The following is a 26,928-nucleotide window of genomic DNA, read 5'->3' as shown; positions in this document are numbered from 1 at the left end:
TCCATGGATTGCGGATGGCTATTCTTGATTTTGTACCTTTGTGCAAAAGCAAGAATAGATTATGGGTATTTTTTCAAAAACATGCGAATATGGTCTTCGGGCAGTTTTTTTTATCGCACAGCGTTCACAAGAAAACAAACGTGTCGGTATAAAAGAAATCGCCGAAAATATCCATTCACCTGAAGCCTTTCTCGGCAAGATCTTGCAAAATTTAAGCCGTGCGGGTATTATTCGTTCCATGAAAGGGCCCGGTGGTGGATTTTACCTCGATGCATCCGACATGTCTACTCCCTTATCAGATGTGGTTAAAGCAATTGATGGGGATAACCTTTTTGTAGGCTGCGGAATGGGCTTGGAGTTCTGCTCAGAACAGTATCCCTGTCCGTTGCATCATGAGTTTAAAAGTATTCGCAACAGCCTCTTGGAGATGCTTCAAAAAACGACTGTTGGACAATTCAATGACGACCTCATAAAAGGAAAAATCCTGCTGACAAAATCCAAAATTACGCAAGACCAGAACAATTAAGGTGCGCGCTAAAGTGGGCGGCATCGGTCCAAAATAACCTGTTTTTCCACCGCCTTATAGATCCCTTCCCCGGATTACAATTGTTGCTGCAGTCTTCCACACGCTATCTTTATCGAGAATTCCTAATGTAAATAAAAAGAACAAATAAAGATTACAATTACACTGAAACAGAACAACTTAAGAAATAAAAAACACCAACAAACCAGCATCTACGCACGTTTTGACCTGCTCGCTATAACAGTAGGTACTGATGCTGCATCTCCCTAAAAAGAATAGCTATAAAGAATTCCTTACCCGCATTATCTAACTTCCAATCCAGCCCGCGTTAATTAGCTGTAAACGACCCGTTAATCAAGAATAAGTCCGCGGGAGAGTAGGTCTATTTGCGAAAAAATGATAAAATAACAAGGTTCAAAAGCGCATTTCTTATGGGTTAAAACCACATAGACGATGTGCATTACTGGTCAAAATCGCCGTATACCAGAGTTTTCACTCATTGCCATCAAATTCATCTCAATTAAATATATTATCATTTAAAATAGAACACTTTATAAACTCCAAATAAATAAAAAAATAACCTATAAAACACAAGAAAAACTAGGGTTTTCAACTAAAAAAAGGTATGGATAAAATTTTATCCACACCTTTTTTCTTCAATACAACAGCTCGCCCTGCGTGAGTCAGTTTAAAAATGTCATCTTTCAAATGCTGTCTATTTCCAAGGAAGCTTGCTTGCTTGCTTGCTTGCTTGCTTGCTTGCTTGCTTCAGACAAAGCACCTTTCACAATTTCCAAACGAAGGAAATAAATGATCAGCAGCTATCCACCAGTATGCGTCACCCCCACCCTTTATTTAACCATATTTTTAAGTGCCATGAGCCCTTTACAGACAACAAGAATAGCAAGACATAGCTCAAACCAAAAGATGTCTTAAAAACCATAAAAAACAGATCCACTCCAATCAGCTAACAGAACAAAGGATTACCAACCGTTACCTATCAGCTTGCGTCACCCCCATCCTTTTTTTAAACAGCATTTTTAAGCGAATTCAGCCCTTTACATACAACGCGGGTAGCCGAACACCACCCAAACAAAAAGATGTCTTAAAAACCATAAAAAACGGCTCTACCCCAATCAGCCCAGGCCAAATAGATAGACATCAGCCGTTACCCATGAGCACATTCACAACAACCTTTCATCTAACCACGTTTTTAAGCGAATTCAACCCTTTACAAACAACAAGAATAGCAAGACACCACTTAGACAAAAAGATGCCCTAAAAACCATAAAAAACAGATCTAGTCCAAGACAGCTTGTACAGAGCATAAGATCATCAGCAACTCCATCAGCTGGTGTTGCTGCAGCCCTTACGCTAAAGATATTTTATAAGTGGCACAAGCGCATCATATGTAGTACCAACCGCATAAAAAAACAGCTAAGAGATAATTAAAGAAAACAAAACAAACTATCTTACAGCAAAATAACGCACCTAAATAAACAAAATAATTACATCGATGAGATAACAATTCAAATCATAAAGTCCAAAATAAAACATAAAACACAGCAGAAACTTTAAACACTGAATCATTCAAACAATCCTACTTCTTATTATCTTTGCCATACGATGTAATTCATTATATGTATAATTATTCCACCGAAGACAGCTTGTTTGTACAGATCGAGATCAAGAAAATAAAAAAAGCCCGTAACAATGCGATCGCTTTTATTATGGTAATCTTTCTCATTTACGCTGTCATCTTATTATATGTTTTTTCAGACAGATGGCTGAATGCTCCAGACAAGCTGGATTTCTACCATAACCCGCCCCTATTCCTTTACACATTATTGCTATTCCCTACAATCCTATTTACTGGATTAAGTTGGGCCTTGTTTATAAAAAACCAGAAATATATCAACGCGCTACAGCAGCTCGGCAGCCATGACTTAAATATTTATCGACGGTACACACGCGTGCTTGCCCAGCGATACATGCCCATTGCGCCCTACATTTTCTGCAAAAATGAACTTATATTCTTTCCTCTTTTTGCAAGTAAAAAGATTCCGGTCAATCAGATCAGACGCATAGAAACAAAATATGTCCGTAATTATCGCTCCACATACAGCTTCCACATCTATTTTTATAATGATTCTACAAAAATCTATCAGGTAGCCATGAACCAGATAGCTGCCTTCGATTTTCTACAGAAACAGCTTCTGGAGGAAAATCCAAACCTGACGATCACCGCACGTAACCAGATACCTTCATATTTGAGAACAAAATACGGGCCTACACACGATTAATCTATTATATGGAAAGTTATTCATCCAACAACAGTTCATTTTTACAAACAGAGATAAGAAAAATCAAGATAATCCGTAATGCAGGTATGGGACTATTTATAGGAATGTTTTTTCTTTGCTATGGTTTCTTCTTCTATGTTTTTCTGGATAAGTGGACAGCTACTTCAGATAAACTGCCATTTTTTTATAAGTCACTCCCACTATTGAGTACATTGTTCTTTTATTTCGGCATATTATTCGGCGGACTCAGCTGGGCCGTTTACGCCAAAAATCAAAAATTTATTATTGCCCTACGAGATCTTAATACTCATGACCTTGCTATTTATCAGCAATACACCCAAAGGCTTGTCCGTATCTATGCAAGCATCGCCCCTTATCTTTTCCGTGAGCATGAACTTGTATTCTTTCCTTTTTGGGGAAGTAAAAAAATTCCAGTCAGTCAGATTCACCGTATAGAAACCAAGATTATACGGAATCATCGGGGCCCGAATAGTTTCCGCATCTACTTTTACAATGAATTCTCCAAGATTCATCAGGTGACAATGAACCAGAGAGGTGCCTTCGATTTCCTACAGGAACAGCTTTTAGAGGAAAACCCAAACCTCAGCATCATTTCCATAAATCATTAAGTCCCTTACCCACAGCCTACATGTAAAGCATCCTCCACCCTACCCTTCGATGTAGCGGCTATAATCTCCTGATTCAGCAACTAGCTTGATGATATGATTACGTTCTTGAAGAAACCGTCTCATATAACGTGTCAGGAAAGACCATTCGGCAAACCGCCCCAAAGGCCCTAGGGGTGCCCTAAAATTAAATATATCCCGCATCAACACGGTACCATCAGACTGCTCTTCGAAAAGATGCTGATGATCCATCGATTGAAATGCTCCCTGTATCATTTTATCTTCGAAAAAATAAGGTTTTTCCATTTTTGTGATCCGCACTGTCAATGTTTGATATACTCCCAGATGTCTTGCCCGCCATTGAACGGTCTGCCCGGCTTCGATCAATCCACTGGTCACACCTGCTATTGCTTTCTCGTTGGTCTTACCGGTCGAATACATATGCAAGTCTATACTTCGGGCAAGGTCAAAAACAATCGCTATAGGTGCATTTACAAAGGTGTCTAAGGTAAGTGTTGGCATACAATCTTGCTATCGGTGAATTGGCACAAATTTCGTAAAATTCATGAATTTCTTAGGAAAGCGGCCAACAATTATCTAATTTAACCCCTGAAATCTAATATCAATAATCAGAAAGCTATGATTACATTACTTCCATTTGAAGAAGCTGACTTTGACCGGTTCAAATCCTGGATTCGATCTCCAGAAGAACTCCTGCAGTTCGCAGGTCCATATTTTTCATTTCCGGTGACTGATGAACAATTAAAAAAGTATATTGAGGATCCCAAACGAAGTCCCTATAAAATTGTCAGTACAGAAACGCACAAGGTTATCGGACATTGTGAATTGAACTTTGAAAGAAGTATACCGCGACTATCCCGCATATTAATTGCTGACAATACGGAAAGAAATAAGGGATATGGTAAAAAAACCATCAATGCAATGCTGCAACTGCTCTTTGTTGACAACACTTACACTCAAGCAGATTTAAACGTTTATGACTGGAACACAAATGCTATAAAATGCTATGAAGGCGTGGGATTTGAAATCAACGAAAGCATCACATCCGAAACGCCCATAGGAAATGAAATTTGGAAAGGTCTAAATTTGCAGATTACAAAGTCGAACTGGCTAGCCAAAACACAATGAAGAAGAAACGTTTTTTTAAGAAAGCCTTTATCACACTTACCTTGATCGCTGCCCTGCTTGGTTATTATGCCTGGCAGATCGAACCACATTGGGTCAGATTCGACCAGTTAAAACTCCCGATAAAAAACCTCCCCGAAAACCTTGAAGGGAAAACGCTGATTCAGATTTCGGATATCCACATCGGCAACTATGTCGATAAAGACTTTATCATAAACAACTTCGAAAAAGTAGGAAATATGCATGCAGACATTATCGTTTACACAGGCGATTTTGTCCGGCTAGTAGATAATACCCTGCCATTGGGCGATCTTGATGAAGTCATGCAACTAGCACCAAGAGGAAAGTTACAGACATTGGCCATCCTGGGGAATCATGACTACGGACGGGCTTTTAAGGATGGTGCTGCAGCTGACTCGATCACTACATTATTAAAAAAGTATCGCGTTACCGTCCTAAGAAATGAAAGTCTGCAGATAAATGGTCTCCATATCTATGGCATGGACGACTACTGGGGGACAAACTTTGACCCCATCAAAACAATGCAGAATTACAGCAACAAACAAGCAAACCTTGTCCTCTGCCACAACCCCGATGTGGCAGATCTGGATGTATGGAACGGCTATCAAGGCTGGATTTTATCAGGTCATACACATGCCGGGCAAGTACGGATCCCATTCTGGGGCTCCCCTATTATCCCCGTCTCAAACAAAAACTACGATCAGGGGATGAAGAAACTTTCCGGAAACCGAACGCTCTATATTAACAGAGGCCTTGGCCATAGTATTCCTATCCGCTTTAATGCACGTCCCGAGATAGCGATTTTCACCTTAACAAAGGCTTAAAATCGGAGATATGGCCTAGTTTGACACCTCTATAGACGTAATAAGCAATTAAATCAGGTATGGGTAAAAAGCAACTTCCACCGTTCGTTTATAGTCTTCGAATGCATCTGATTCGAACCGTCCACCCAATACGGAAAAACTCGATGACCAGAAATCAGATATAATAAAAATCTGACGCACAAAGCCCTTCAGAATTGCTATCGGTATATCCTGTCTAAACATCCCCAGCTTGGAGTAATGTCCAAAGAGAGAAACAAACTGTTCCTCACGTTGCGAAACAAGATTCCGGTAGGAATCACCAATAGCGGGTATCCAAGCGCAGATTTCGACAAAATTGACAAAAATAAACTTATATTTATTGATTAACTGATAAGATCCCCAAGTAAATTCCAGCAATAAATCCTGAAATATCACATCTTTCTTTTGAAACAAAACCATCATTTCGTCATAGTCGTGCCGCAGCTGCTCAAAGACAGTAAAGATAATATCTTCTGTATGTTTAAAGTGGTAATGTAGATTTCCGGCGCTAATCCCCATTTCCTGCGCAATCTGCCGTGTAGTAACGGTACGTATTCCTTCCTGATTATATAATCTTAATGCTGTCTCAATAATTTTTTCTTTCGTATTCATGACACTAAATTAGAACAATTGTTCTAATTTAGTGTCATGAATGATAAATTAAGATCATATGAAAGAAGAAAAGAAAGGAAACTGGCTAAAAAATCAATACCGAGGTCTAAAGCAAACACTTATTCCAGCCCATCCAACGGATGGTCCCTGGAAAAAATTCGGTAAACAGACAGCTTTTTTTATGTTTATAACTTTGATGGTATGCGGCGCAGTTGCCATGTTGATCGCTATTTCCTTTGCGCACTAGTAAAGAGCCTTTTTGACGGCCTATTTATTTTCTATTGGTTATGCTGGTTTTTTATTCGATTTGCACGGCTACAACATTATTCTATTCCTTTTTTGAACAGCTGGCTTACGGACTTTGTCTTTGTCCCCATTATTGTCCACGTCGCATCTATTACAGGGAGCTTTCTATTCAATAATGGAAGACCTTATAGATATCCTTTATACCAGATCTGGTTTATATCGGCTATTACATCACTGTTATTTGAGTACGTGATGCCTTGCTATACAGCCTATAATACGCGGGATCTGTATGACGTCATTGCCTATTTTGTCGGTGGACTATTTTACTTTTTATTCCATCAACCCCGTTATATTAGAAAAAGTTCCGCTTGAACAAACCTTAGGGTTTGCAAACAAATTGCGAAGCAGGGATAATAAAAACAAGGTCGGGGAATAAAATTATATATCCCGAAGAAGGCACCTTGCAAAAACTGTCCAGGCTATCCTATTGGGAAACAGGCCTTCAATTAAAAAAAGTATAAACAATAATGGAAAATTGTACCGATATTGGATTAATCAGCAGACATAGACCACATGACAAGAATCAAAACCAAAAGAACATGCAGCAATGGGCATACTTTTTATAAGCGTACAGACTGCCCAACATGTCCGATATGCGAAAAGCAAAGGAAACCGGATGATGGCTTTCTATCCCTTTTGAGTAGTCCAGCTCGAAATGCACTGTTAAACCATGGCATAGATCAACTTGAAAAGCTGGCTCAGTACTCAACCAAAGACCTACTGAAGCTCCATGGTCTTGGAAAAGCTTCTCTACCCCTGTTAGGCGAGGCATTAATGGAAAAGGGATTAAAATTTAAGGAATAGGCTGCAAAAAAACGATGCTGTCAGGGACAACAAAAAAATAAGCCCTCGATTGGCTCCCATATAGTTTCTCGCTACTTAGAAGTGCCTGAGGGCTTTATTGTTCAACGCTTTTAACACAAGCGGAGTCTTCGTTTATTAATATTCAATCAAAACTTCAGTTACCTGAGCGCCTTGTTTTGCACTTTTGAACTTGAACTTAACTTTTTGATTCAGGTTCAGTTTTTGTCCAACAAGTCGATCATTGAAATAAATAGATTGTTGTGTCTCATTATCTCTGATGAAGCCATAATTGGAATCGGTATTGTAATGGACAACTTTTCCGAAAGAATAGTCATCTTGATGGCTGGAAGCCATACTTGGGCTCTCCCCTTCTTTTAATTTGATTGCAGGTCTGTCTGAGATATTCCCATGCTCATCAACATAAGCAAACAACTCTTCCAAAGATTTCCCTTTGTCGTTGTTGGTTTTGTTGAATTCCTTTTTCTCAATCTTTTGTTGTTTTTTGAGTAATTTCTTTTTTTCTCGTTCTTTTTTGTTAAATGTAATTTGGCTTTTGCTCATTCAATATGGATTAAAATAAAATGTTCCCGAGGAGGTTTCGGACCTTTAGAGCTTTGTTGAAAAGATAAAAATGCGAGGTGTTCTAAGGAGATAATTACAAAGGTACGAAAAAAATAAAAGAAATCCATGGCATTTCCAATCCTCAGCGGCTCTCCTGGCCTAAATTAAAGAAATCGTGGCCGCGGGGTGGCGCAGCTGTCGTCTACAGCCCAGCAACGCAAAAATTGAAGATTTTCATAAAACAAAAATATCTTTTGGACGTTATTTTGAAAAAAGCACTATGGAAGTAAAAAATATCGAAAGAGATGACAGAGGTAATTTCATTGCTGAGGTGGAAAATAACGAAGCAGGGATACTCGAATACACATGGCAGAACGAAAACGAATTCTCCATAGACCATACAGAGGTTTATGACGAATATAAAGGGATGAGTGTCGGCAAAAAACTCGTCCTTGAAGCGGTGGATTATGCCCGTAAAAACGAAGCCAAGATTATCCCAAACTGTCCCTACGCAAAATCAATCTTTGACAAAACAATTGCTTTTCAGGATGTATTGGCATAAAAAAGCCATTTTATCACTGGATAAAATGGCTTTTATTTTTGACAGTTGTATGTACTAAGCGACGATATTGATTATTTTCCCTTTTACAAAAATAATCTTCTTAATGGGCTTACCGTCCAGATGTCTTTGTACATCTGCGTGTGCCCTGATCGTCTCTTCAACAGTTTGTTGATCCAAATCAAGTGCTAGTGATAGATTAAACTTCATTTTGCCATTGAAAGAAACGGGATATGCAAACTCAGACTCAACTAAATATTCCGGTTTGAACGTAGGATAAGTTGCTTGGGAAAGTGTACCCGCCTCGTGCCCTAATAAGTTCCACAGCTCCTCCGTAATATGTGGTGCATACGATTGAAGAACGATAACAAGCTGCTCCAGTATCTGGCGCTTATTGCATTTCAAATCGGTCAATTCATTCACACAGATCATAAAAGCGGAAACTGAAGTATTAAACGAAAAGCGTTCAATATCATCTTCCACTTTCTTGATAATTTTATGCAAAGCCTTGAATTCTGCTTTTGAAGGCTCTTCATCCGATACATTAAAATTACCTTCGGCATCATGAAACAGGCGCCATACTTTCTTTAAAAACTTATAAACCCCTTCAATACCATTGGTATTCCAAGGTTTCGCTTGTTCCAATGGTCCCAAAAACATCTCATAAAGACGCAAAGTGTCGGCCCCGTAAGTTTCAATGATATCATCCGGATTAACGACGTTGAATTTTGATTTGGACATTTTCTCCACCTCACTGCCACAGATGTATTTACCATTTTCCAACACAAATTCCGCGTTTGCAAAATCAGGTCTGAAATTTTTGAATTTTTCCAGATCCAATACGTCATTCGATACAATATTGACGTCCACGTGCAGTGGAATAGTGTTGTAATCATTTCTCAAGCCATAGGACACAAATTGATTGGTTCCTCTGCCCTCTTCATCAAGTACACGATAGACGAAATTTGAGCGTCCTTGAATCATCCCCTGATTGATCAGTTTCCGGAAAGGCTCTTCCTCATTATGATAACCGAGATCTTTTAAAAACTTGTTCCAAAAACGTGAATATAACAAGTGACCTGTAGCATGCTCAGAACCACCGATGTATAAATCGACGGCTTTCCAGTAGTCAACAGCTTCTTTGGAAGCGAAATTGCCTTCGTTCTTTGGATCCATATATCTGAACCAGTACCATGAAGAACCTGCCCAACCCGGCATTGTACTTAATTCATATTCATACTGATCCTCATATTTCCAATCTTTGGCACGTCCCAAAGGAGGTTCGCCAGACTCTGTTGGCAAGTATTTATCAACCTCAGGTAATAATAGCGGTAGTTCTTCTTCTTTAATAAGGTATGGTAGACCATTTTTAAAGTAGACGGGAACAGGTTCACCCCAATAACGTTGACGGCCAAAAATCGCATCGCGCATGCGGAAGTTGATCTTTGCTTTACCTAATTTCAACTCTTCCAGCTTCGCAATCAGCGCAGGCACAGCCTCCTGATAGGTCATACCGTTGATAAAATCAGAATTGATGTATTTTCCATCCTTATTCGGATCAGCTTCTTCTTCAATCTGCTGGGTATCCGAAATCGGGATAATTTCTAAATTAAAATGTTTAGCAAAAACATAATCACGTTGATCGCCACTAGGTACAGCCATTACTGCTCCTGTGCCATATCCCGCCAAAACATAATCTGCAATCCAGATCTGCACATCACGGCCTGAAATAGGGTGTTTAGCAAATGACCCTGTAAAGGCTCCTGATACTGTTTTAGTATCGGCCATACGATCTAGTTCAGATTTTTTTGACGTCTTCTCGATGTAAGCCTCCACTTCCGCCTTTTGTTCAGGGGTAGTCAACGAGGCCACCAATTCATGTTCAGGTGCCAGAACGATAAATGAAACGCCAAAAATGGTATCCACACGGGTAGTAAAAACTTCAATGGCGGTCTCTAGCTGCGGAACAGGGAATTTAACCGAAGCTCCAACCGATTTACCGATCCAGTTACGTTGCATTTCAACCAATGGTTCTGGCCAGTCAATGGTATCCAAACCTTTTAACAGTCGGTCGGCATAAGCGGTGATACGCATGGACCATTGCATCATCTTCTTCTGCTCCACAGGATAGCCGCCACGCTCCGATACGCCATTGATCACCTCATCATTGGCGAGTACCGTTCCTAAAGCAGCACACCAATTGACCGTGCTCTCGCGCAAATAAGCAATACGATATTTTAACAACTCACGTTGTTGTTTTTCTTCATCAAAAGCTTTCCATTCTTCCGAAGTAAAATCCAATACATCTTCATCAGAAACAGCCTGAACAGCTGCAGAACCAGTTGTAGAGAATTTCGCAATCAAGGTATCAATAGGCTCCGCTTTATCCGTCTCTTTATTATACCAGGAATCGAATAATTTCATAAAAATCCACTGCGTCCATTTATAATAATCGGATTCAGAAGTGCGGACTTCTCTACTCCAGTCATAAGAAAAACCAATGTTGTCCATCTGTTCGCGGTAGCGAGTGATATTTGCTTCGGTTGTAACCGCGGGATGCTGTCCCGTTTGAATCGCGTATTGTTCCGCAGGAAGTCCAAAGGAATCATAACCCATTGGATGAAGTACATTAAAGCCTTTTAGTCGTTTATATCGTGAGAAGATATCCGAAGCAATGTATCCCAGTGGATGACCAACATGCAGTCCCGCCCCAGATGGATAAGGAAACATATCCAACACATAGTATTTTGGCTTTTGGTGCGTATCCGATGTTTTATAGGTTTGATGATCCGCCCAAAACTTTTGCCACTTTTTCTCTAATGATTTGTGATTATACTCCATTTTTGTTCGTAAGGAATTTTTATGACTTGCGAAATTACGATTTTAATACTGAAATGTGATAAAAGTTTTGTAGTTTGAACAATAAATTCTAGTATTGAAAAGTTATTTAAACATAGGTAGAAAACAAAATTCGAATTGATTTTTATCAAAGTAATTACAAGATAAATTCGAAATCTTCCGCTCAATTAGTTACTTTCGCAAATAAATTTTTGCTTATTATGTCAGAATACGAATTAAGCACACAAAAAAGAAAAACAAAGTCTGTATACGTATCCACGGTTATCAGTATTGCGCTGGTACTATTGGTAACAGGTATGTTGGGCTTACTATTGGTGCACGCTAAAAATCTTTCAAAGTACGTTAAAGAAAACATCGTCCTGAATGTCATTGTAAATGATGGCACCAGCGAAGGGGATGTACTTTCTTTACAAAAAGATCTTGAAAAAGACCCTTATGTCCTTCGCTCCGTGTATATCAGCAAGGAAATTGCTGCAAAAAACCTGAAAGAAGATCTAGGCGAAGATTTTGTGCAATACCTTGGACACAATCCTTTATTACCATCATTGGATGTTTATATGAAGGAAAATTATGCCAATACAGATAGCATCAAAACATTCATCGAAAAAATCTCCAAAAACAACAAAATAAAAGAGGTTGTCTATCAGGAATCACTGATTGATATGGTCAATAAAAACGTACGTATCATTGGAATGATCGTTTTGGCATTTGCGGTGATTTTATTGATCATTGCTGTTGCATTAATCAATAATACAATTCGTCTGGCCATTTATTCGCAGCGCTTCCTAATTAAAAGCATGCAGTTAATTGGCGCAACCAAGAACTTTATTCGCAAACCTTTTATCACCTATGGCATTATCCATGGTTTATTAGGTTCACTGATTGCGATTCTACTATTGATATTGACCCTTAAATTAGCGCAGCAACAAATACCGGAATTGGTCTTTCTACGCAACTGGTTTGAGTTTGCGATCATCTTCCTGGGGGTTATCTGCATCGGGATTTTAATCTCCGGCCTTAGCACCTACTTCGCTGTAACGAAATATTTAAAAGCTCAATCTAACGATTTATATAGATAAAAATGGCTCAAATAAAGAAAACCACTGAATCTGTAAATAAAGGTTCCTTCGTATTTTCCAAAATAAATTACCAGCTTTTCATAGCTAGCTTGGTTATTGTTGTTATCGGCTTCGCATTGATGTCCGGGGAGAGTGATATTTATAGCTTTACCAAAATTACCTTAGCACCTATTGTCGTTGTTCTAGGCTTTGCCTTAGGCTTTGTAGCGATCTTATATCGTCCCAAAACAACGAAAACTGAAGAATAACTTTATTAAAAACAGATGTCTATTATTGAAGCTATAATCCTTGCTATTATCGAAGGATTAACGGAGTTTTTGCCTGTCTCCTCCACAGGTCATATGATTATAGCAACTGCCTTGATGGGTATCCAACCCTCAGCCTTTGTTAAGTTATTTACAATTGTCATTCAACTGGGAACAATATTATCTGTTCTTGTTTTGTATTATAAGCGTTTCTTTAAATCGCTTTCATTTTATTATAAACTGGTGATTGCGGCTATTCCGGCATCGGTATTGGGCTTACTTTTCAATGATTACATCGATTCACTTCTGGAAAGCCCGCTAATGGTTGCCATCATGCTGGTCATTGGTGGCGTTGTTTTACTCTTTGTGGACAAATGGTTTAATAAACCTACTGTTGAAGATTCGGACAATGTTTCCTATAAGCAAGCCTTTATGATCGGAATATACCAGTGTCTTGCTTTGATCCCGGGAACATCCCGCTCAGCAAGTACCATCATTGGTGGTATGGCCGAAAAACTAACCCGTAAAGCAGCAGCAGAATTTTCATTTTTTCTGGCTCTACCGATGATGTTTGGCGCATCGGCAGTGAAACTGCTAAAATTCTTCAAAGAAGGAAATACCTTTACAGGTGAGGAACTAAATCTCCTTATCGTTGGCAACTTAATTGGTTTTGTTGTCGCAATTATTGCCATTAAATCTTTTATTGGATTTTTAACAAAATATGGCTTTAAGGCTTTCGGATGGTATCGAATAGTTGTCGGAGTGATTATTTTGGCACTACTTCTATCAGGTCATAGTTTACAAATTATCTAATTTTTTTTCATGGAAAATAACAAGGTTGGTGAAAGCTCAGCAAGGTTTAGTTTTGCTGAAGGTGAAATGTTGTTGATTGATAAACCTTTGACATGGACAAGTTTCGACGTTGTTGGTAAAGTCAGAAACTCACTGAAACCATTGAAATTAAAAGTTGGCCATGCAGGTACCTTGGATCCCTTAGCAACGGGATTATTGATTGTCTGCACAGGTAAGCTGACAAAAAAGATCGACGCTTATCAGGCTGAAGACAAAGAATACACAGGGACAATTACATTGGGGGGAACCACCCCTTCCTATGACCTGGAAACCGAAATTGATGAGACATTTCCGATTGATCATATCACCGAACAGATGATCTTCGATGCTGCAAAGACGTTTGAAGGCGACATTCAGCAACTTCCACCGGCGCACTCGGCTATAAAAATAAATGGTGAGCGCGTCTACGAGAAGGCCCGCCGCGGGGAAGAAGTCGAAATAAAATCCCGCCAGGTGCGGATCAACAGCTTCGAAATCGAGAAGATAGAACTTCCGAATGTGTATTTTCGCATTTCTTGTTCAAAGGGCACTTATATCCGATCATTGGCGTACGACTTTGGAAAAGTGCTACATAGTGGATCACACTTGAGTTCGCTAAGACGTACCAAAAGTGGTGATTATCATGTTGAAAACGCCTGGAATCTTGAACAGCTTATCGCCGAAATAAAACGTCATAAGGAAATCATTAAATAAGCCGGTCGGCGCACTTTATTGATTCTTTATCTTATTTTTGCAAAAAATCCTATAAATGAAAATCTACAGAAGTTTAGAAGATTTCTCCCCCGTTGAAAACGCAGTAGTTACCATTGGTACTTTTGATGGTGTCCATATCGGTCATCAGAAGATATTAGTCCACTTAAAGGAGGCTGCTCAAAAAATTAACGGTGAAACCATATTACTTACTTTTTTCCCGCATCCGCGATTAATTATTAATCCAGATGATGATAGCTTACGTTTAATCAATGATATTGAGGAGAAAGTAAGTCAACTGGGTAAGGTCGGTATTGACCATCTGATCATTATCCCCTTCTCCCGGGATTTTTCCAATCAAACTCCTGAAGAATATATCAGCAATGTGCTTGTAGGTAAATTGGGTACAAAGAAAATCGTTATCGGATATGATCACCATTTCGGAAAAGATCGTAAAGGCACATTGGGCGATCTGGAACAGTTTGCTTCCATATTTGACTATAGCGTAGAAGAAATTCCTGAACAGGATATCAATGATATCGCTGTCTCTTCTACCCGTGTGCGTGAAGCACTTATAAAAGGGGATATCAAAACAGCTAATCTATACTTAGGTTATCCGTTTGAGTTAACGGGCACCGTCATCAGGGGAGATCAAATTGGCCGGACAATTGGTTTTCCTACCGCCAATCTACAGGTGCATGAACCGCATAAGTTAATTCCTGCTTATGGGATATATGCGGTTGAAGTGTATATTTACGATCATATCCAGAATATCACTACTGGCGAATATAAGGAAGAAAGTCCTATTTCTATTGCGAAAGGGATGGGATATATCGGTACAAGACCTACCGTCGATGGAATGAACCGTGCCATTGAAATCAGTCTATTTGATTTTGATCGGGACATCTATGGGAAGACACTCCGCGTCAAATTCCTGCATTTTATCCGACATGACGAACGTTTTGATTCACTTGAAGAAATGAAAGCGCAGATCAAGGCAGATGAAATCGCAATAAGAGGTCTTATTGGATAAAATCTACGGACAATATATATAAAGAAGAAGAGCGGGAATCCCGCTCTTCTTCTTTATATATATTATTAGCCTCCTTATTGCTTTGGTATAATCCGTTTATTCATTGTCTTATTTATTACCTACTTTAATCGCCCCTGCTCCACTGAACGAATTCCGGGCAGATCCAAATACCTGCTGTAATTTTTAAACTAAAAGTGCTTCGATACCAAGCCTATAACTATCCAACCCAAAACCACAGATCACACCCTTACAATTTTTAGCCAGAAAAGAATGATGTCTAAATTCCTCACGTTGGTGGACATTGCTGATATGAACTTCAATGACTGGCGTCTGAACAGCTGCAATCGCATCGCCAATCGCAACGGAAGTATGCGTATATGCCCCAGCATTCATTACTATTCCATCGTATTCAAAGCCGACTGCATGAATTTTATCAATTAATATTCCTTCGGAGTTACTCTGAAAATATTCCAACTGAACTGCTGAAAAGCGTTTTTTCAATTCCTCAAAATAACTCAGGAAATCCTGACTTCCATAAATTGACTTTTCCCTAACACCCAATAGATTTAAGTTTGGGCCATTTAATACTAGGATTTTTTTCATATGTATTCTAGTGATTTATTCAATATTTGTCTATTCGACCATGAATTCCAATTTTCATCAGCACATTCTTAGCATTGTAATTGAAAATAAAATGGTGCATTAAACAAGAAACATCATGATGATACATTCCTTTGTACGGCCTGATTAATCATGATGTTCAGTTAAGCTCAGTAATGTGCTTCAAATATATAAAAACTTCCTATAAATCATTATAGATCGCTCTAAAGCTCGAACGAAGTCCAAATGTTACCACACCTGATTTGTTCACGACCGGAGTATCATACTGCGCTTTGGCATAACGTTGCATATAGCCCAATTCTAACCGAAGGTTATATTTAGGGTTAAGAACATATGCTGCTTTGGCGTCAGCATAATAAATATTATTCTTTATCCCCTGCGCGATATGGTTTCCATACATATTTGGAATAGTCCGATAGGACTGAAAGATATCTCCGCCCATATTACTTCCGTCAGGCAGATCCAACCCATTTTGCGTATACATTCCCTGCAATGAAAAATCCCATCTATCCCAGGCGTAGTTAACCAGACCAACAAGCTCTCTAAAGTTTGCTCCTTTAGGGTGTGCCAATGGTTCCGCATTGTTGCTATAATTGGAATAAGATTTAAAGTGCGCATAGGTATAAGGTCTAGCCGTATTATATTCCGCTAGGAAGTTGAGGTTTTTAACGCCAAACATATCATAACCTCTTACGCCTAACTGTGCCCCCCATTTGTTATGGGCATAACCTCTTCCTGCAAAAAATTCCTTAGCCGTAAATTCGCCCAATAGGAATTGACCATATACAGTCAGGTTATAAGGTAATTTATATTTTGAGGTCAGTCCAAGGAACATTTTATCTGGCGACGTGCGGTTATTACTCTCTACAGGGCGTATAAAAATAATTGGACTCAGATAACTAAAGTCAAAGCCCCTCTTTCCGGCTTCGTCCTGCGCTGCCCAAACGACGGATTGGAAAAATCCTACCGATAACTTGTTAGTCACATTCCAATCCAGGTATTGAAAAGCCCCCCATTTCTTACCGTCTCCCAAACGCGTATTAATTTGTCCTTCCATAGGAAATGTTCCTGTTAAATCCTGTCTGGGATGTGTCGGATCATTCATATAGGCCCAAATGGAGGTATATTGCACATTTCCGATTGTACCGGTCAACTTTAGATGCGCATAATTGGATGAAAAGTCAGAAAGTAACATGGAGCGATACCCATCCCCAATAAAGTTTTTATCGTAAGCTAAAGTCGCTTGAATATACTTGTGCGCATCATAGGTCATGCTTGCAGTCGCATACATCCAATCCATTTTATTTTTAGACTGAAACTTGGTATTTCCTTGACCAGGAATTACTTTATGGGCAACAATATAATCGTCCAAATATTTTGGGAAAACTGCCTGACTTTCAAAGGCTGAAGAATTAAAGGTAAATTTATTACCTACATTTAACCCCACCTGAAATCCTCTGCCATTCATCCAGGTACGACGTTTATCCCCCTGCATGTCTTTCCCGATATACATATCCGGTAAAAAATCCGCATAAAAGGTATAATCATCTTTTTCCACCTGAACTAAATGCTCATTGAAGATTTTACGCATAAACCAATTTGATGAGGAAACTGGTTTATTGGATTGTATGGAGTCAAATTTGGCCAACAACAGCGAATCCTTAATGACAAAAGGCTTGGCTGATGTATGCATTCTTGTCTCCGTAGAATAAACGACATCGTTCATTTTCTGATAGAAATGATACGAATAAGGCTGACTTTTAATTTGCCCAAATCCTGTGAAGGAGACACCTACTCCGATGCCTGCGAGCACAATTCGAAGTAAATTATTTTTTTTTGATATATTAAGCCTCATAAAATTATTTCAAAGATTATTTCTTCTAGCAAAATGCATTCCTAACTGCAAATTAACCGAATAAAAATGACTTTATTCCTATTTGGAGTCAATTTTATAATGCTAAATCGTATTTGCTGTTCGTTATATTCAAAAATATTTATATCTTGCATCTTCGTAAATAACCTTGTATAACAAAAAATCAGCCCTAATAAGCATGAAACGCAGAACATTTATCCAAAACGCAACCTTATTGACAGCAGGTGCATTTGCAAGCAAATTTTCATTTGCTCAGGAACATTCTTTTCCTACTGTACGAACAGCGAAAGAAAAACGGCTTTTTTCAAGTAAAGTAATTGAAGATGCCATTATAGAGTTTCAAAAAAATGTGAAAAACAAGGAACTGGCCTGGTTATTTAACAATTGCTTTCCAAATACCTTAGATACAACGGTATTTCCCTATGTTGAAAATGGTAGAAACTACACCTACGTTATTACTGGAGATATCGATGCCATGTGGTTACGTGATAGTAGTGCACAGGTTTGGCCCTATCTTCCTTTCATGAAAAAAGATAAAAAACTACAGAACCTCATTGTAGGATTAATACAGAAACAAAGTAAATGCATCAATATTGACCCTTATGCCAATGCATTTTATAATGATCCAACAAAAAAAGGAGAATGGTTCAGCGATCATACCAGCATGAAACCTGGAATTCATGAACGGAAATGGGAAATCGACTCATTATGTTACCCAATCCGGTTAGCTTATCACTACTGGAAGGAAACAAATGATAGCAGCCCCTTCAATGACGAGTGGCTAGAGGCACAACACAAAATCTATCAAACTTTCGTTGAACAGCAACGTAAAGATAATTTGGGTCCCTACAAATTTGAACGGACAACATCGAGAGGTTCCGATACCTTACAGGTAGACGGTTATGGATATCCTGTAAATCCAGTAGGATTAATCTGCTCCAGCTTCAGACCTTCGGACGACTCGACTATCTTTTCGTTCCTGATACCTTCCAACCTCTTTGCCGTTGTCAGCTTGAGACAAGCCGCTGAAATTCTTAAAAAAGTAAAAAACGAACAGACGCTTTCGGCAAAAATGGAATCCCTGGCAAATGAAGTTGAAGCCGCGATAAATAAATTTGGAATCATCGATCACCCGACATTAGGAAGGATATATGCTTTTGAAGTTGACGGTTATTCAAGTCACCTGATGATGGATGACGCCAACATCCCTAGTTTATTAGCTCTACCTTACCTAGGAGCAGTCGATATCAATGATGAGGTGTATCAACGTACCCGTAATTTTGTATTGTCAGATAAAAATCCATTCTTTTTTAAAGGTACTGCTGCTGAGGGCATCGGTGGGCCTCATATCGGTCGTGATATGATCTGGCCAATGTCCATTATTATGCGTGCGCAGACCTCAACAAATGACGAGGAGATTCGCAACTGTATCAAAACGTTGGTGAGTACACACGGTGGAACAGGATTTATGCATGAATCTTTCCATAAAAACGATCCAAAGAAATACACAAGACATTGGTTTGCCTGGACCAATACATTATTTGGCGAATTAATTTGGAAAATATATAAAGAGAAACCATCTTTGCTTCAGTAAAACTGAATCTTATAACGCAATGTTATAGGTGGACGTAACTTATAGCATTGCGTTATGGATAATACACTAACTTCTGGTCCTATTGGCATTTTCGACTCCGGTTATGGTGGCCTTTCTGTATTTAAAGAAATTCAACAGCTCCTACCCCAATATGACTATATTTATTTAGGAGACAATGCACGTGTTCCCTATGGTACACGCTCGTTTGAAACCGTATATAATTACACCAAGCAGTGCGTATTTAAACTATTTGACCTCGGCTGTAATCTCGTTATCCTAGCCTGTAACACCGCCTCTGCAAAGGCATTAAGAACGATTCAGCAAAATGATCTTCCGCCGGGAAAAAAAGTACTTGGGGTAATCAGACCAACGACTGAAATTATTCATAATTACACGAAGACAAATAAAATTGGTATTCTGGCCACAACCGGAACCGTAAAATCTGAATCGTATAAGATCGAGATACATAAATTTAATCCGGAAATTGAAGTTTTTCAGCATGACTGCCCTTTCTGGGTTCCGCTCGTTGAAAATAATGAGATCAATACGGAGGGGGCACATTATTTTGTCCAAAAAGACCTCCATGAGCTCCTACAGAAATCGGAACAAATTGATACCATCGTATTAGCTTGCACACATTACCCTTTATTATTACCGGTCATCGAAAAATATGTCCCAAAAAATGTCAATATTATCTCGCAAGGGCCTATTGTTGCGCAGAGCCTGCAAAACTATCTTAGCCGTCATACTGAAATAGAAGCATACTGTTCAAAAAATAGTCAATTGGCCTTCTATACCACAGATGATCCCAGGGATTTTGAAACCAAAGCAAAAATATTCTTTGGGAAACATGTAGATGCCAGTCATATCAGTGTTTAAAAATAAAAAGCTGCGAATTCTTAAAACTTTTATGCTTTACCTTTCGTTATCACGTAAAGGAGTGTAAAATGAAAAAGAACTTTGTAACGATTGCATACAATCAAGAAACCCAGCATTGTGAGTCAAAAGAGTTTTCAACTTTCCAGGAAAGTGCGGACTATTTTAAGACTTTTGAAACATCCGCTCAGCCAAATTATATTCCTGTATGTGTCTATAATTTAAGCACAGATGCAATACTAGAGGTAAGCGATTATTTTGTGAATAAGGACAATGAATTACAACAGATACTAAATCACTGTCTGAATACGCTCTAGTTTCTCCTTAAAAATACCCTGCAAAAAAAGAGGGAATTGTTATCCCATCGTCCCACTGTTGGGTTTGTGACAGGATGTCGATAAATTTATTACATGATATCAAACCTCATTTCAATTATTTTTTAATATCTTCAAGCGAACAATCAGACCAAAAAACAAGTCACTAATAATGAAAAATAAACTGACAATAAGCCTCTTAACAATAGCGTTAGGCATGACGGCCTGTAACTCCAATCATGCGAATTCAAACGCCGGTTCAGATAGTACAGCGAACTCTACGGATACCACAAGCTATCCACCGGTAGAGACACAAAAAGCAAACTCGGATTACAAACCTGCGTTTGCCGGACAGACTCGAATTGCGGGCGCTAAAACAAAGACAGCGTTTGAGGGTAAAGTTATCGCGGAAGGATTAAAGTCTCCTTGGGGCATTGCTGCACTACCGGATGGCAGACTACTGATTACGGAGAAAGAAGGCAATATGCGTATTGCAGGCACCGATGGTAAATTAAGCGAACCTATTAAGGGAATACCCGCGGTCAATGCCAGTGGTCAAGGTGGGTTGCTCGGTCTAAGGCTCGACCCGAATTTTGGTTCAAACCGTATGGTATATTGGGTGTTTGCGGACAATACCCCTGCAGGAACGCTAACAGCCGTTGCCAAGGGTAAACTTTCGACCGATGATAAATCAATCGAAGACGCCAAGGTCATCTATCAAGCCACTCCGGCACATAAAGGCAATCTACATTATGGCGGACGTATTGTTTTTGACAAAGAAGGAAATATTGTCTTTAGTACCGGAGAACGTTCCGATTTAGAGACAAGACCTTTGGCTCAGGATTTAAATGCTGCGCTAGGGAAGATTTTGCGCATTACAAAAGATGGGCAGCCTGCATCTGGTAATCCATTTATTGGAAAAGCCAATGCTCGACCAGAGATCTACAGTTATGGACATCGTAATCCTCAGGGGCTTGCTTTCCATCCTGAAACCGGAGATTTATGGGAGACAGAATTTGGACCACGTGGTGGAGATGAACTCAATCGGATCCAGGCAGGTAACAATTATGGTTGGCCAACCATAACCTACGGAATCGAATACAAAGGCGATAAAGTGGGCGCTGGTATACAGCAAAAAGAGGGACTTGAGCAACCAGTCTATTACTGGGATCCGGTACTGTCTCCTAGCGGAATTACATTCTATACCGGACAAAACATCCCAGAATGGAAAAACAATCTCTTTATATGCGGATTAAGTAGCACCCATATTGCTAGAATTATTTTGAAAGATAATAAGGTTGTTGGTGAAGAACGACTATTGGGCAACGAGGGACAACGATTCAGGGATATTACACAGGGGACTGACGGTGCTTTATATGCCATTACCGATCTTGGAAGACTATATAAAATAGATAAAAAATAAGCATGGTACTGTACTGGGGCGTTCCAAAGGATACGCCCCATTTTTCTTTAATTGTATTGATATCGGCCAAAGCAGTTTATTTCAAACATTAGATCTCACAAGCTCGCTTTAAGATTAGGAACCTTATATTTTACTTTATACCACTCGCCGAATGCCAAGTAATGAGGCGGCTCCAACGCGAAGTTTCAAAGGTAACTTACCAGAAGCAACTTGACATAATCTAAACTTTGGCCTGATTATTGAGGGTATATTGCCGAAACAATAAATTATTATATGGTAAAAAAAGAAAAAATGAAAAAATTATTAGAAATTAACCCCTTATCATTCTACGTGACCAACTGGGGATTTATCAACAACACTGAACCAAAAAGAACGCGCAAAACCTCTCAAACTTCTCCAAAAAATTAAGCGTTCTCTTCCAACAAATTCAATTAAATTCATTAAAATCATCTGCTGATGTCCTCCATACGGATATTAAGTAAGAGATTTATTCTTTTACTTATTCCGTAAATAGAGGATATCAAATTATGCGAAATAAAGTGCCAGCAAAATCACGATAATAATACAGGCTATCATGATGTATTTGTTCAACTGACTATTTTTCTCTCCTTCGTCACTTTTATAGTGATAATCACGTTTATTCGGCAAATTCATAAGTTTGTTTTTATTCATGATGAAGTTACGGACTTTTTTCCATATTATTCATGATGATAAGGTTCACCTTTCATAATTGAGAAAGCCCGGTAGAGTTGTTCTGTAAAGAATAAACGGATCATCTGATGTGAAAATGTCATCTTTGACAAGGACATTTTGGAACTGGCACGGTCGTAAATCTTTTGGTCAAAACCGTAAGGACCACCAATAATAAATACCATATGTTGCACACTATTGATCATCATTTTCTCCAAATAAGCGGAAAAATCCAGCGAGCGAAACTCTTTGCCAAACTCATCCAGGAGGATTACCATATCTTGCGGTTGCAATTGTTTTAATATTAACCCCGCCTCTTTATCTTTCTGCTGCTCCTCAGAAAGACTTTTGCTATTTTTAATATCAGGTATCACAACAATATTAAAATTAACATAGAACTTGAGTCTTTTGATGTATTTATCGATCCCTTCGATCAAGTATTTATCATCTGTTTTTCCAATACAAAGTAACGTTATTTTCATAGTATCTATCAAGTTCTCAAAGTTCCGATTTTATTTAAAATATACGTAAACAAAAAGCTACAAAACAATAAACAATATTATTCGTTTAGTAATAGAACAATTATTTTCGCAAAATATGCACGAAAACCAAATTTTAATATGAAAAAAATTAAATCCATCATTCTTATTGCCTTAAGTTTAATTAGCTTTCGAAGCTTCAGCCAAGAAATCCCTACAGATACTGCTAAAACATGGACAATCAAAGGTGAAAACACTTTTTTGATCAATCAAAGCTCTTTCTCCAATTGGGCAGCAGGGGGTGTCAATTCATTTTCGGGAAATCTTACCTTAAATTATGATTTCAATTATAAGAAAGACAAATGGTCCTGGGATAATAAAGTATTAGCAGCCTATGGTTTAACTTTCCAAAAGGAATCCGATTGGCGCAAAAACGATGACAGACTGGTATTAAACAGCTTACTTGGCCATAAAGCCTCAGAATATTGGTTATATACCTTTTTCTTGAACTTTAACACGCAATTTGCCGATGGATTTGATTATACCAAAACTCCCAAAGAGCGCATTTCACGATTTCTAGCGCCAGCATATTTAAGCTTTGGGCCGGGTTTTGCCTATAAGAAATCCGACAATCTGCGATTTAATTTGTCTCCGGCAGCAGTAAGATTTGTTTTTGTTAATGACACCCTCCTTTCTACGCGATACGGGCTTGATCCTGGAAAGAAGGTAAGGACAGAATTCGGCGCCTCTTTTGATGCTTATTACAAAGTAAACCTTATGGAAAATGTTTCCTTTGAAAATATCCTTAAACTCTATTCAAACTACCTGGATAAACCACAGAATGTGGATATTGATTACACCGCAAATCTCTTTATGAAGGTCAATAAGTTTATCACTGTAAATGCAGGAGTACAGATGATCTATGATGACAATACAGCTATTCCCATTATTAAAGAAGGAAAGGAAGTTGGAAAAAGAAACTCCGCTTTACAGATCAGACAGATCGTGGGAGCTGGGGTGACCTACAAATTCTAGTTGCTTAAAGTGAAAATATATAGCATTCCATCAAAGATTGTTACGATGGTTAATTAAACTTAAGTCAATAAAAAAGCCGAAATATGATATTTCGGCTTTTCCATTTATGGATACTAATGTAAAATTTCAGATTAAAAAGGTGCGTCGTCGGGCATATCATTCATACGGGAAGGCATCGTAATACCACCGCTAAAGCCTGCTCCGCCAAAGTCATCACCAAAGCTTGGCGACGGATTCAATGCCGATGCAGAAAATGTAGTTGGAGCATCTCCAAAGCCATCAGCACCTCCCATTCCAGAAAACTCATCTTCGAGATCGACGAATTTAACGAATTTACCAACGAATCGAAGCGGCACAATCCCTGTTTCACCATTACGGTGCTTGGCAATAATGACCTCCCCTACGCCTGCTGTCGGACGCCCTTCTTCATCTTCCGTCAAGCCATAATATTCTGGTCTATATAAGAAAAGTACCATATCGGCATCCTGCTCAATAGATCCCGACTCACGCAAATCGGATAACATGGGTCGCTTACTATTTCCGGGCCTGGATTCAACTGCACGACTTAATTGAGATAGGGCTAAAACCGGAATATTTAACTCCTTTGCAACAGATTTCAAAGCGCGGGAAATACTACCAATCTCTTGCTCGCGGTTACCACCACCTTTGCCTTCAGCTTTACCATGCATCAACTGCAAGTAATCGACGATTACCATTTGGATATCGTACTGCGCTTTCAGACGACGGCATTTTGCTCTAAATTCAAAGACGTTCAGTGCCGGTGTATCATCGATAATGATTGGAGCTTCTGTCAAGCGGCCGATACGTGAATGCAATTGCTGCCATTCGTGATCGGCGAGATTTCCTTTTTTCAGTTTTTCTTGTTCAATTTCGGTTTCGCCCGCGATCAGACGATTAACCAACTGAACAGAAGACATCTCCAGCGAGAATACAGCAACCGCCTTTCCATGTTCTACGGCTGCATTTCGCGCCACAGATAATACAAAGGCCGTTTTACCCATCGCTGGACGAGCAGCAATAATCACCAAGTCAGAGGGCTGCCAACCGGAAGTCATACGGTCCAGCGCGGTTAACCCTGAGGGCACACCGGTAAGACCATCCGTACGGTCACGCAACATTTCAAGGTTCGAGATTGCCTCGCGCATAATATCGTCCATTTTACGGGAATCTCTACGCAAGTTGTTTTGTGCGATATCAAACAAACTCTTTTCCGCATGATCCAGCAGATCGAAAATATCCGATGTCTCATCATAAGAGCTATTGATGATTTCAGTAGAAACTTTGATCAACTCCCTTTGAATATATTTTTGCGAAATAATACGTGCATGGTATTCAATATTGGCAGCAGAAACAACCCGATCTGTAAGCTGAGTGATATAATAAGCTCCTCCTACCATTTCGAGCGCTCCCATTTTACGCAACTCGGAGGTAACTGTCAGAATATCGATCGGCGAAGTTTTCTGAAATAAACCAAATATAGCTTCAAAAATTTTCTGATGTGATTCTTTATAAAAAGACTCCGGTTTTAAGATATCAATAATCTCACTCAGTGCATTTTTTTCAAGCATCAATGCCCCCAGAACAGCTTCCTCAAGATCTACTGCCTGGGGCGGTAGCTTACCTAAACCGCTTACCATGTTGTTTAATTTGGTACGGCGCTCACCATAACTACCTCTTTTGTTATTATCCGTATTATTCGCTTCAAAATTGCTCTCGTTCATCATGATATTATATCAGAAATATAGCTTCCCAATCCTTAAATTTAAGATCGGATAACAAATGTATAAAAAATAAAATTCACAAATAGGCTGAATTACAAACAGCACATTTAGTCCACCAAACACCAACTGTCAAAACGCTTTGAAGGACACAGTTTTATCGCGACACTTTTCAACACAGCTTGTGGAAAACGTGTTGAAAATAAAAAACAAGCTCTTAAAATCAATACATTAAAAAGTGTGGATAACTTAATGCGTTGTGAATAACCAAAAAGGCCGAAATTCAAAATGATGGGGATTAATTCGATCAGAACAGTACTTTGACTGCGCTTTGTTAAAATGGAAAAGGCTTCAATCTATAAATCCAAAAACAAATCCCATTTTAAGCATTAAAAATATTCTTATATTGTATATTTGTAAAATGACGCACGATTCTTCAACATTAAAGCCCTATAAAGATGCCAATGATGGCAAGAAAAAACAGGTAGCGGATATGTTCAATAATATTTCCCATTCCTATGACTTCTTAAACCACTTCATGTCCCTGGGGATTGATATTATATGGCGAAAGAAAGCTATTAATGCCCTTAAGTCCATCAAGCCTCAACTCATGCTGGATGTAGCAACGGGAACAGGTGATTTTGCGTTAGAATCCATCAGGATATTAAATCCAAAAAAAATAATTGGAGTTGATATTTCACAAGGGATGCTCGATGTCGCCAAAAAGAAAATAGCAAACAAAGGTTTGGAAAATCAATTTGAAGTACAGTTAGGAGATTCTGAAAGACTTCAATTTGAGGACAATACTTTTGACGCTGTTACAGTCGCATTTGGCGTTCGTAACTTTGAAAATCTGGAAAAAGGATTATCTGACATTTACCGTGTATTGAAACCTGGCGGCAAAGCTATTATTTTAGAATTCTCGAATCCGAAAAAATTCCCCATAAAACAGCTTTATAATTTCTATTTCAAATATGTAACGCCGACCATTGGGAAATTCTTCTCAAAAGACGCCAGTGCTTACGAATATTTACCGGAATCCGTTGCTCAGTTTCCCGATGGACAGAAATTTGTCGCAATAAATAAAAAAGCTGGCTTTGAACAAACAATTGTAAGACCACAAACATTCGGTATCTGCACGATTTATATTGCGACCAAATAAGTCTATACATGACGCTTGAATCATCATTTTATCAATAAATAAAATGATGGACAGCAATAAG

The 26,928-nt window shown here is 38.9% G+C and carries 28 protein-coding genes; 19 read left to right on the top strand and 9 right to left on the bottom strand.

Annotation, left to right across the window (positions count from 1 at the left end):
- The first annotated feature begins 61 nt into the window (after nucleotides 1-61).
- From ABDW32_RS05190 to ABDW32_RS05180, 3 genes are all read left to right on the top strand, one after another.
- A complete protein-coding gene (locus ABDW32_RS05190; RefSeq protein ID WP_343560105.1) occupies nucleotides 62-526 on the top strand; it encodes an Rrf2 family transcriptional regulator in 465 nt (154 codons plus the stop codon).
- 1,637 nt (nucleotides 527-2,163) lie between these two features.
- Nucleotides 2,164-2,826: a hypothetical protein gene (locus ABDW32_RS05185; protein WP_343560103.1), complete on the top strand. Its 663-nt coding sequence runs from the start codon at nucleotides 2,164-2,166 to the stop codon at nucleotides 2,824-2,826.
- A gap of 8 nt (nucleotides 2,827-2,834) precedes the next feature.
- The gene (locus ABDW32_RS05180; RefSeq protein ID WP_343560102.1) at nucleotides 2,835-3,455 is read left to right on the top strand and encodes a hypothetical protein; all 621 of its coding nucleotides are present in this window, start codon (nucleotides 2,835-2,837) and stop codon (nucleotides 3,453-3,455) included.
- 39 nt (nucleotides 3,456-3,494) lie between these two features.
- On the opposite strand, the gene ABDW32_RS05175 is transcribed toward ABDW32_RS05180, so the two are convergent.
- Nucleotides 3,495-3,974: an SRPBCC family protein gene (locus ABDW32_RS05175; protein WP_343560100.1), complete on the bottom strand. Its 480-nt coding sequence runs from the start codon at nucleotides 3,972-3,974 to the stop codon at nucleotides 3,495-3,497.
- A gap of 117 nt (nucleotides 3,975-4,091) precedes the next feature.
- Between ABDW32_RS05175 and ABDW32_RS05170 the strand changes: the two genes are divergently transcribed.
- The gene (locus tag ABDW32_RS05170; RefSeq protein ID WP_343560098.1) at nucleotides 4,092-4,601 is read left to right on the top strand and encodes a GNAT family protein; all 510 of its coding nucleotides are present in this window, start codon (nucleotides 4,092-4,094) and stop codon (nucleotides 4,599-4,601) included.
- Nucleotides 4,598-5,443 (top strand): metallophosphoesterase, encoded by an 846-nt coding sequence (locus ABDW32_RS05165; protein WP_343560096.1) that lies wholly within the window; start codon nucleotides 4,598-4,600, stop codon nucleotides 5,441-5,443. Before ABDW32_RS05170 ends, ABDW32_RS05165 begins: the two co-directional genes overlap by 4 nt.
- Nucleotides 5,444-5,491: 48 nt before the next feature.
- Here ABDW32_RS05165 and ABDW32_RS05160 read toward each other — a convergent pair whose 3' ends face one another.
- Entirely contained in the window at nucleotides 5,492-6,073 is a 582-nt protein-coding gene (locus ABDW32_RS05160; RefSeq protein WP_343560094.1) for a TetR/AcrR family transcriptional regulator, read from the bottom strand.
- A 58-nt stretch (nucleotides 6,074-6,131) separates the two neighbouring features.
- Between ABDW32_RS05160 and ABDW32_RS05155 the strand changes: the two genes are divergently transcribed.
- Both ABDW32_RS05155 and ABDW32_RS05150 read left to right on the top strand, forming a co-directional pair.
- Nucleotides 6,132-6,320: a hypothetical protein gene (locus ABDW32_RS05155; protein WP_343560092.1), complete on the top strand. Its 189-nt coding sequence runs from the start codon at nucleotides 6,132-6,134 to the stop codon at nucleotides 6,318-6,320.
- A gap of 572 nt (nucleotides 6,321-6,892) precedes the next feature.
- Nucleotides 6,893-7,183 carry an RNA polymerase alpha subunit C-terminal domain-containing protein gene (locus tag ABDW32_RS05150; RefSeq protein ID WP_343560090.1) on the top strand — a complete coding sequence of 97 codons (291 nt, stop codon included), beginning with the start codon at nucleotides 6,893-6,895 and terminating at the stop codon, nucleotides 7,181-7,183.
- A gap of 135 nt (nucleotides 7,184-7,318) precedes the next feature.
- On the opposite strand, the gene ABDW32_RS05145 is transcribed toward ABDW32_RS05150, so the two are convergent.
- The gene (locus ABDW32_RS05145) at nucleotides 7,319-7,744 is read right to left on the bottom strand and encodes a cold-shock protein (protein WP_343560088.1); all 426 of its coding nucleotides are present in this window, start codon (nucleotides 7,742-7,744) and stop codon (nucleotides 7,319-7,321) included.
- A 280-nt stretch (nucleotides 7,745-8,024) separates the two neighbouring features.
- Here ABDW32_RS05145 and ABDW32_RS05140 point away from each other — a divergent pair, with 280 nt between their 5' ends.
- Entirely contained in the window at nucleotides 8,025-8,306 is a 282-nt protein-coding gene (locus ABDW32_RS05140) for a GNAT family N-acetyltransferase (protein WP_077435306.1), read from the top strand.
- Between the two features lie 54 nt (nucleotides 8,307-8,360).
- Here ABDW32_RS05140 and leuS read toward each other — a convergent pair whose 3' ends face one another.
- Nucleotides 8,361-11,144, bottom strand: coding sequence for a leucine--tRNA ligase (gene leuS / locus ABDW32_RS05135; RefSeq protein WP_343560086.1), 2,784 nt, complete (start codon nucleotides 11,142-11,144; stop codon nucleotides 8,361-8,363).
- A 218-nt stretch (nucleotides 11,145-11,362) separates the two neighbouring features.
- On the opposite strand from leuS, the gene ABDW32_RS05130 reads away from it, so the two are divergent.
- The 5 genes from ABDW32_RS05130 to ABDW32_RS05110 are packed head-to-tail and all read left to right on the top strand — an operon-like array spanning nucleotide 11,363 to nucleotide 15,061.
- Nucleotides 11,363-12,241, top strand: a complete 879-nt coding sequence (locus ABDW32_RS05130) for a permease-like cell division protein FtsX (protein ID WP_120258349.1) — start codon at nucleotides 11,363-11,365, stop codon at nucleotides 12,239-12,241.
- 2 nt (nucleotides 12,242-12,243) lie between these two features.
- Nucleotides 12,244-12,489, top strand: coding sequence for a DUF3098 domain-containing protein (locus tag ABDW32_RS05125; RefSeq protein ID WP_077435312.1), 246 nt, complete (start codon nucleotides 12,244-12,246; stop codon nucleotides 12,487-12,489).
- 15 nt (nucleotides 12,490-12,504) lie between these two features.
- Complete coding sequence (locus tag ABDW32_RS05120) at nucleotides 12,505-13,299, top strand: undecaprenyl-diphosphate phosphatase (RefSeq protein WP_343560080.1); 795 nt, start codon at nucleotides 12,505-12,507, stop codon at nucleotides 13,297-13,299.
- 9 nt (nucleotides 13,300-13,308) lie between these two features.
- Complete coding sequence (gene truB, locus ABDW32_RS05115) at nucleotides 13,309-14,031, top strand: tRNA pseudouridine(55) synthase TruB (protein WP_343560078.1); 723 nt, start codon at nucleotides 13,309-13,311, stop codon at nucleotides 14,029-14,031.
- 55 nt (nucleotides 14,032-14,086) lie between these two features.
- Complete coding sequence (locus ABDW32_RS05110) at nucleotides 14,087-15,061, top strand: bifunctional riboflavin kinase/FAD synthetase (RefSeq protein WP_343560076.1); 975 nt, start codon at nucleotides 14,087-14,089, stop codon at nucleotides 15,059-15,061.
- Nucleotides 15,062-15,244: 183 nt separating this feature from the next.
- On the opposite strand, the gene aroQ is transcribed toward ABDW32_RS05110, so the two are convergent.
- A complete protein-coding gene (aroQ, locus tag ABDW32_RS05105) occupies nucleotides 15,245-15,664 on the bottom strand; it encodes a type II 3-dehydroquinate dehydratase (RefSeq protein ID WP_343560074.1) in 420 nt (139 codons plus the stop codon).
- A gap of 199 nt (nucleotides 15,665-15,863) precedes the next feature.
- Nucleotides 15,864-17,537, bottom strand: a complete 1,674-nt coding sequence (locus tag ABDW32_RS05100; protein ID WP_343560073.1) for a gliding motility protein RemB — start codon at nucleotides 17,535-17,537, stop codon at nucleotides 15,864-15,866.
- 196 nt (nucleotides 17,538-17,733) lie between these two features.
- Here ABDW32_RS05100 and ABDW32_RS05095 point away from each other — a divergent pair, with 196 nt between their 5' ends.
- The 4 genes from ABDW32_RS05095 to ABDW32_RS05080 all read left to right on the top strand — a co-directional run bounded on the left by ABDW32_RS05095 (nucleotide 17,734) and on the right by ABDW32_RS05080 (nucleotide 21,762).
- Nucleotides 17,734-19,149, top strand: coding sequence for a glycoside hydrolase family 125 protein (locus ABDW32_RS05095; RefSeq protein WP_343560071.1), 1,416 nt, complete (start codon nucleotides 17,734-17,736; stop codon nucleotides 19,147-19,149).
- Between the two features lie 54 nt (nucleotides 19,150-19,203).
- Nucleotides 19,204-20,028 carry a glutamate racemase gene (murI, locus tag ABDW32_RS05090; RefSeq protein WP_343560069.1) on the top strand — a complete coding sequence of 275 codons (825 nt, stop codon included), beginning with the start codon at nucleotides 19,204-19,206 and terminating at the stop codon, nucleotides 20,026-20,028.
- Between the two features lie 68 nt (nucleotides 20,029-20,096).
- A complete protein-coding gene (locus tag ABDW32_RS05085; RefSeq protein WP_343560067.1) occupies nucleotides 20,097-20,342 on the top strand; it encodes a hypothetical protein in 246 nt (81 codons plus the stop codon).
- A gap of 169 nt (nucleotides 20,343-20,511) precedes the next feature.
- The gene (locus ABDW32_RS05080) at nucleotides 20,512-21,762 is read left to right on the top strand and encodes a PQQ-dependent sugar dehydrogenase (RefSeq protein WP_343560065.1); all 1,251 of its coding nucleotides are present in this window, start codon (nucleotides 20,512-20,514) and stop codon (nucleotides 21,760-21,762) included.
- A gap of 525 nt (nucleotides 21,763-22,287) precedes the next feature.
- Here ABDW32_RS05080 and ABDW32_RS05075 read toward each other — a convergent pair.
- Nucleotides 22,288-22,416 carry a hypothetical protein gene (locus tag ABDW32_RS05075; protein ID WP_343560063.1) on the bottom strand — a complete coding sequence of 43 codons (129 nt, stop codon included), beginning with the start codon at nucleotides 22,414-22,416 and terminating at the stop codon, nucleotides 22,288-22,290.
- Between the two features lie 44 nt (nucleotides 22,417-22,460).
- Nucleotides 22,461-22,934 carry a 23S rRNA (pseudouridine(1915)-N(3))-methyltransferase RlmH gene (rlmH, locus tag ABDW32_RS05070; RefSeq protein ID WP_077435332.1) on the bottom strand — a complete coding sequence of 158 codons (474 nt, stop codon included), beginning with the start codon at nucleotides 22,932-22,934 and terminating at the stop codon, nucleotides 22,461-22,463.
- 138 nt (nucleotides 22,935-23,072) lie between these two features.
- On the opposite strand from rlmH, the gene ABDW32_RS05065 reads away from it, so the two are divergent.
- Nucleotides 23,073-23,966: a DUF3078 domain-containing protein gene (locus ABDW32_RS05065; protein ID WP_343560060.1), complete on the top strand. Its 894-nt coding sequence runs from the start codon at nucleotides 23,073-23,075 to the stop codon at nucleotides 23,964-23,966.
- Nucleotides 23,967-24,097: 131 nt separating this feature from the next.
- Here the strand turns inward: ABDW32_RS05065 and dnaB are convergent, their stop codons facing one another.
- Entirely contained in the window at nucleotides 24,098-25,711 is a 1,614-nt protein-coding gene (gene dnaB / locus ABDW32_RS05060) for a replicative DNA helicase (protein WP_343560058.1), read from the bottom strand.
- 415 nt (nucleotides 25,712-26,126) lie between these two features.
- On the opposite strand from dnaB, the gene ubiE reads away from it, so the two are divergent.
- On the top strand, nucleotides 26,127-26,867 hold the full coding sequence (gene ubiE / locus ABDW32_RS05055) for a bifunctional demethylmenaquinone methyltransferase/2-methoxy-6-polyprenyl-1,4-benzoquinol methylase UbiE (RefSeq protein WP_343560958.1): 741 nt from the start codon (nucleotides 26,127-26,129) through the stop codon (nucleotides 26,865-26,867).
- The last annotated feature ends 61 nt before the right edge of the window (nucleotides 26,868-26,928 follow it).

This window comes from Sphingobacterium sp., from assembly GCF_039596235.1.
Lineage (GTDB): Bacteria > Bacteroidota > Bacteroidia > Sphingobacteriales > Sphingobacteriaceae > Sphingobacterium.
The sequence above is the reverse complement of the archived record's forward strand: the minus strand, read 5'-3'. Positions and strand labels throughout refer to the sequence as shown.

Coding starts and splice junctions, on each gene's coding strand:
- ABDW32_RS05065 (WP_343560060.1), top strand. CDS start 23,073: ATGAAAAAAATTAAATCCATCATTCTTATTGCCTTAAGTTTAATTAGC.
- ABDW32_RS05175 (WP_343560100.1), bottom strand. CDS start 3,974: ATGCCAACACTTACCTTAGACACCTTTGTAAATGCACCTATAGCGATT.
- ABDW32_RS05185 (WP_343560103.1), top strand. CDS start 2,164: ATGTATAATTATTCCACCGAAGACAGCTTGTTTGTACAGATCGAGATC.
- ABDW32_RS05190 (WP_343560105.1), top strand. CDS start 62: ATGGGTATTTTTTCAAAAACATGCGAATATGGTCTTCGGGCAGTTTTT.
- ABDW32_RS05080 (WP_343560065.1), top strand. CDS start 20,512: ATGAAAAATAAACTGACAATAAGCCTCTTAACAATAGCGTTAGGCATG.
- ABDW32_RS05180 (WP_343560102.1), top strand. CDS start 2,835: ATGGAAAGTTATTCATCCAACAACAGTTCATTTTTACAAACAGAGATA.
- ABDW32_RS05075 (WP_343560063.1), bottom strand. CDS start 22,416: ATGAATTTGCCGAATAAACGTGATTATCACTATAAAAGTGACGAAGGA.
- ABDW32_RS05130 (WP_120258349.1), top strand. CDS start 11,363: ATGTCAGAATACGAATTAAGCACACAAAAAAGAAAAACAAAGTCTGTA.
- ABDW32_RS05155 (WP_343560092.1), top strand. CDS start 6,132: ATGAAAGAAGAAAAGAAAGGAAACTGGCTAAAAAATCAATACCGAGGT.
- ABDW32_RS05140 (WP_077435306.1), top strand. CDS start 8,025: ATGGAAGTAAAAAATATCGAAAGAGATGACAGAGGTAATTTCATTGCT.
- ABDW32_RS05120 (WP_343560080.1), top strand. CDS start 12,505: ATGTCTATTATTGAAGCTATAATCCTTGCTATTATCGAAGGATTAACG.
- dnaB (WP_343560058.1), bottom strand. CDS start 25,711: ATGATGAACGAGAGCAATTTTGAAGCGAATAATACGGATAATAACAAA.
- truB (WP_343560078.1), top strand. CDS start 13,309: ATGGAAAATAACAAGGTTGGTGAAAGCTCAGCAAGGTTTAGTTTTGCT.
- ABDW32_RS05125 (WP_077435312.1), top strand. CDS start 12,244: ATGGCTCAAATAAAGAAAACCACTGAATCTGTAAATAAAGGTTCCTTC.
- ABDW32_RS05170 (WP_343560098.1), top strand. CDS start 4,092: ATGATTACATTACTTCCATTTGAAGAAGCTGACTTTGACCGGTTCAAA.
- ABDW32_RS05095 (WP_343560071.1), top strand. CDS start 17,734: ATGAAACGCAGAACATTTATCCAAAACGCAACCTTATTGACAGCAGGT.
- rlmH (WP_077435332.1), bottom strand. CDS start 22,934: ATGAAAATAACGTTACTTTGTATTGGAAAAACAGATGATAAATACTTG.
- ABDW32_RS05110 (WP_343560076.1), top strand. CDS start 14,087: ATGAAAATCTACAGAAGTTTAGAAGATTTCTCCCCCGTTGAAAACGCA.
- ABDW32_RS05150 (WP_343560090.1), top strand. CDS start 6,893: ATGACAAGAATCAAAACCAAAAGAACATGCAGCAATGGGCATACTTTT.
- ABDW32_RS05100 (WP_343560073.1), bottom strand. CDS start 17,537: ATGAGGCTTAATATATCAAAAAAAAATAATTTACTTCGAATTGTGCTC.
- ABDW32_RS05160 (WP_343560094.1), bottom strand. CDS start 6,073: ATGAATACGAAAGAAAAAATTATTGAGACAGCATTAAGATTATATAAT.
- ubiE (WP_343560958.1), top strand. CDS start 26,127: ATGACGCACGATTCTTCAACATTAAAGCCCTATAAAGATGCCAATGAT.
- murI (WP_343560069.1), top strand. CDS start 19,204: ATGGATAATACACTAACTTCTGGTCCTATTGGCATTTTCGACTCCGGT.
- ABDW32_RS05165 (WP_343560096.1), top strand. CDS start 4,598: ATGAAGAAGAAACGTTTTTTTAAGAAAGCCTTTATCACACTTACCTTG.
- ABDW32_RS05085 (WP_343560067.1), top strand. CDS start 20,097: ATGAAAAAGAACTTTGTAACGATTGCATACAATCAAGAAACCCAGCAT.
- ABDW32_RS05145 (WP_343560088.1), bottom strand. CDS start 7,744: ATGAGCAAAAGCCAAATTACATTTAACAAAAAAGAACGAGAAAAAAAG.
- aroQ (WP_343560074.1), bottom strand. CDS start 15,664: ATGAAAAAAATCCTAGTATTAAATGGCCCAAACTTAAATCTATTGGGT.
- leuS (WP_343560086.1), bottom strand. CDS start 11,144: ATGGAGTATAATCACAAATCATTAGAGAAAAAGTGGCAAAAGTTTTGG.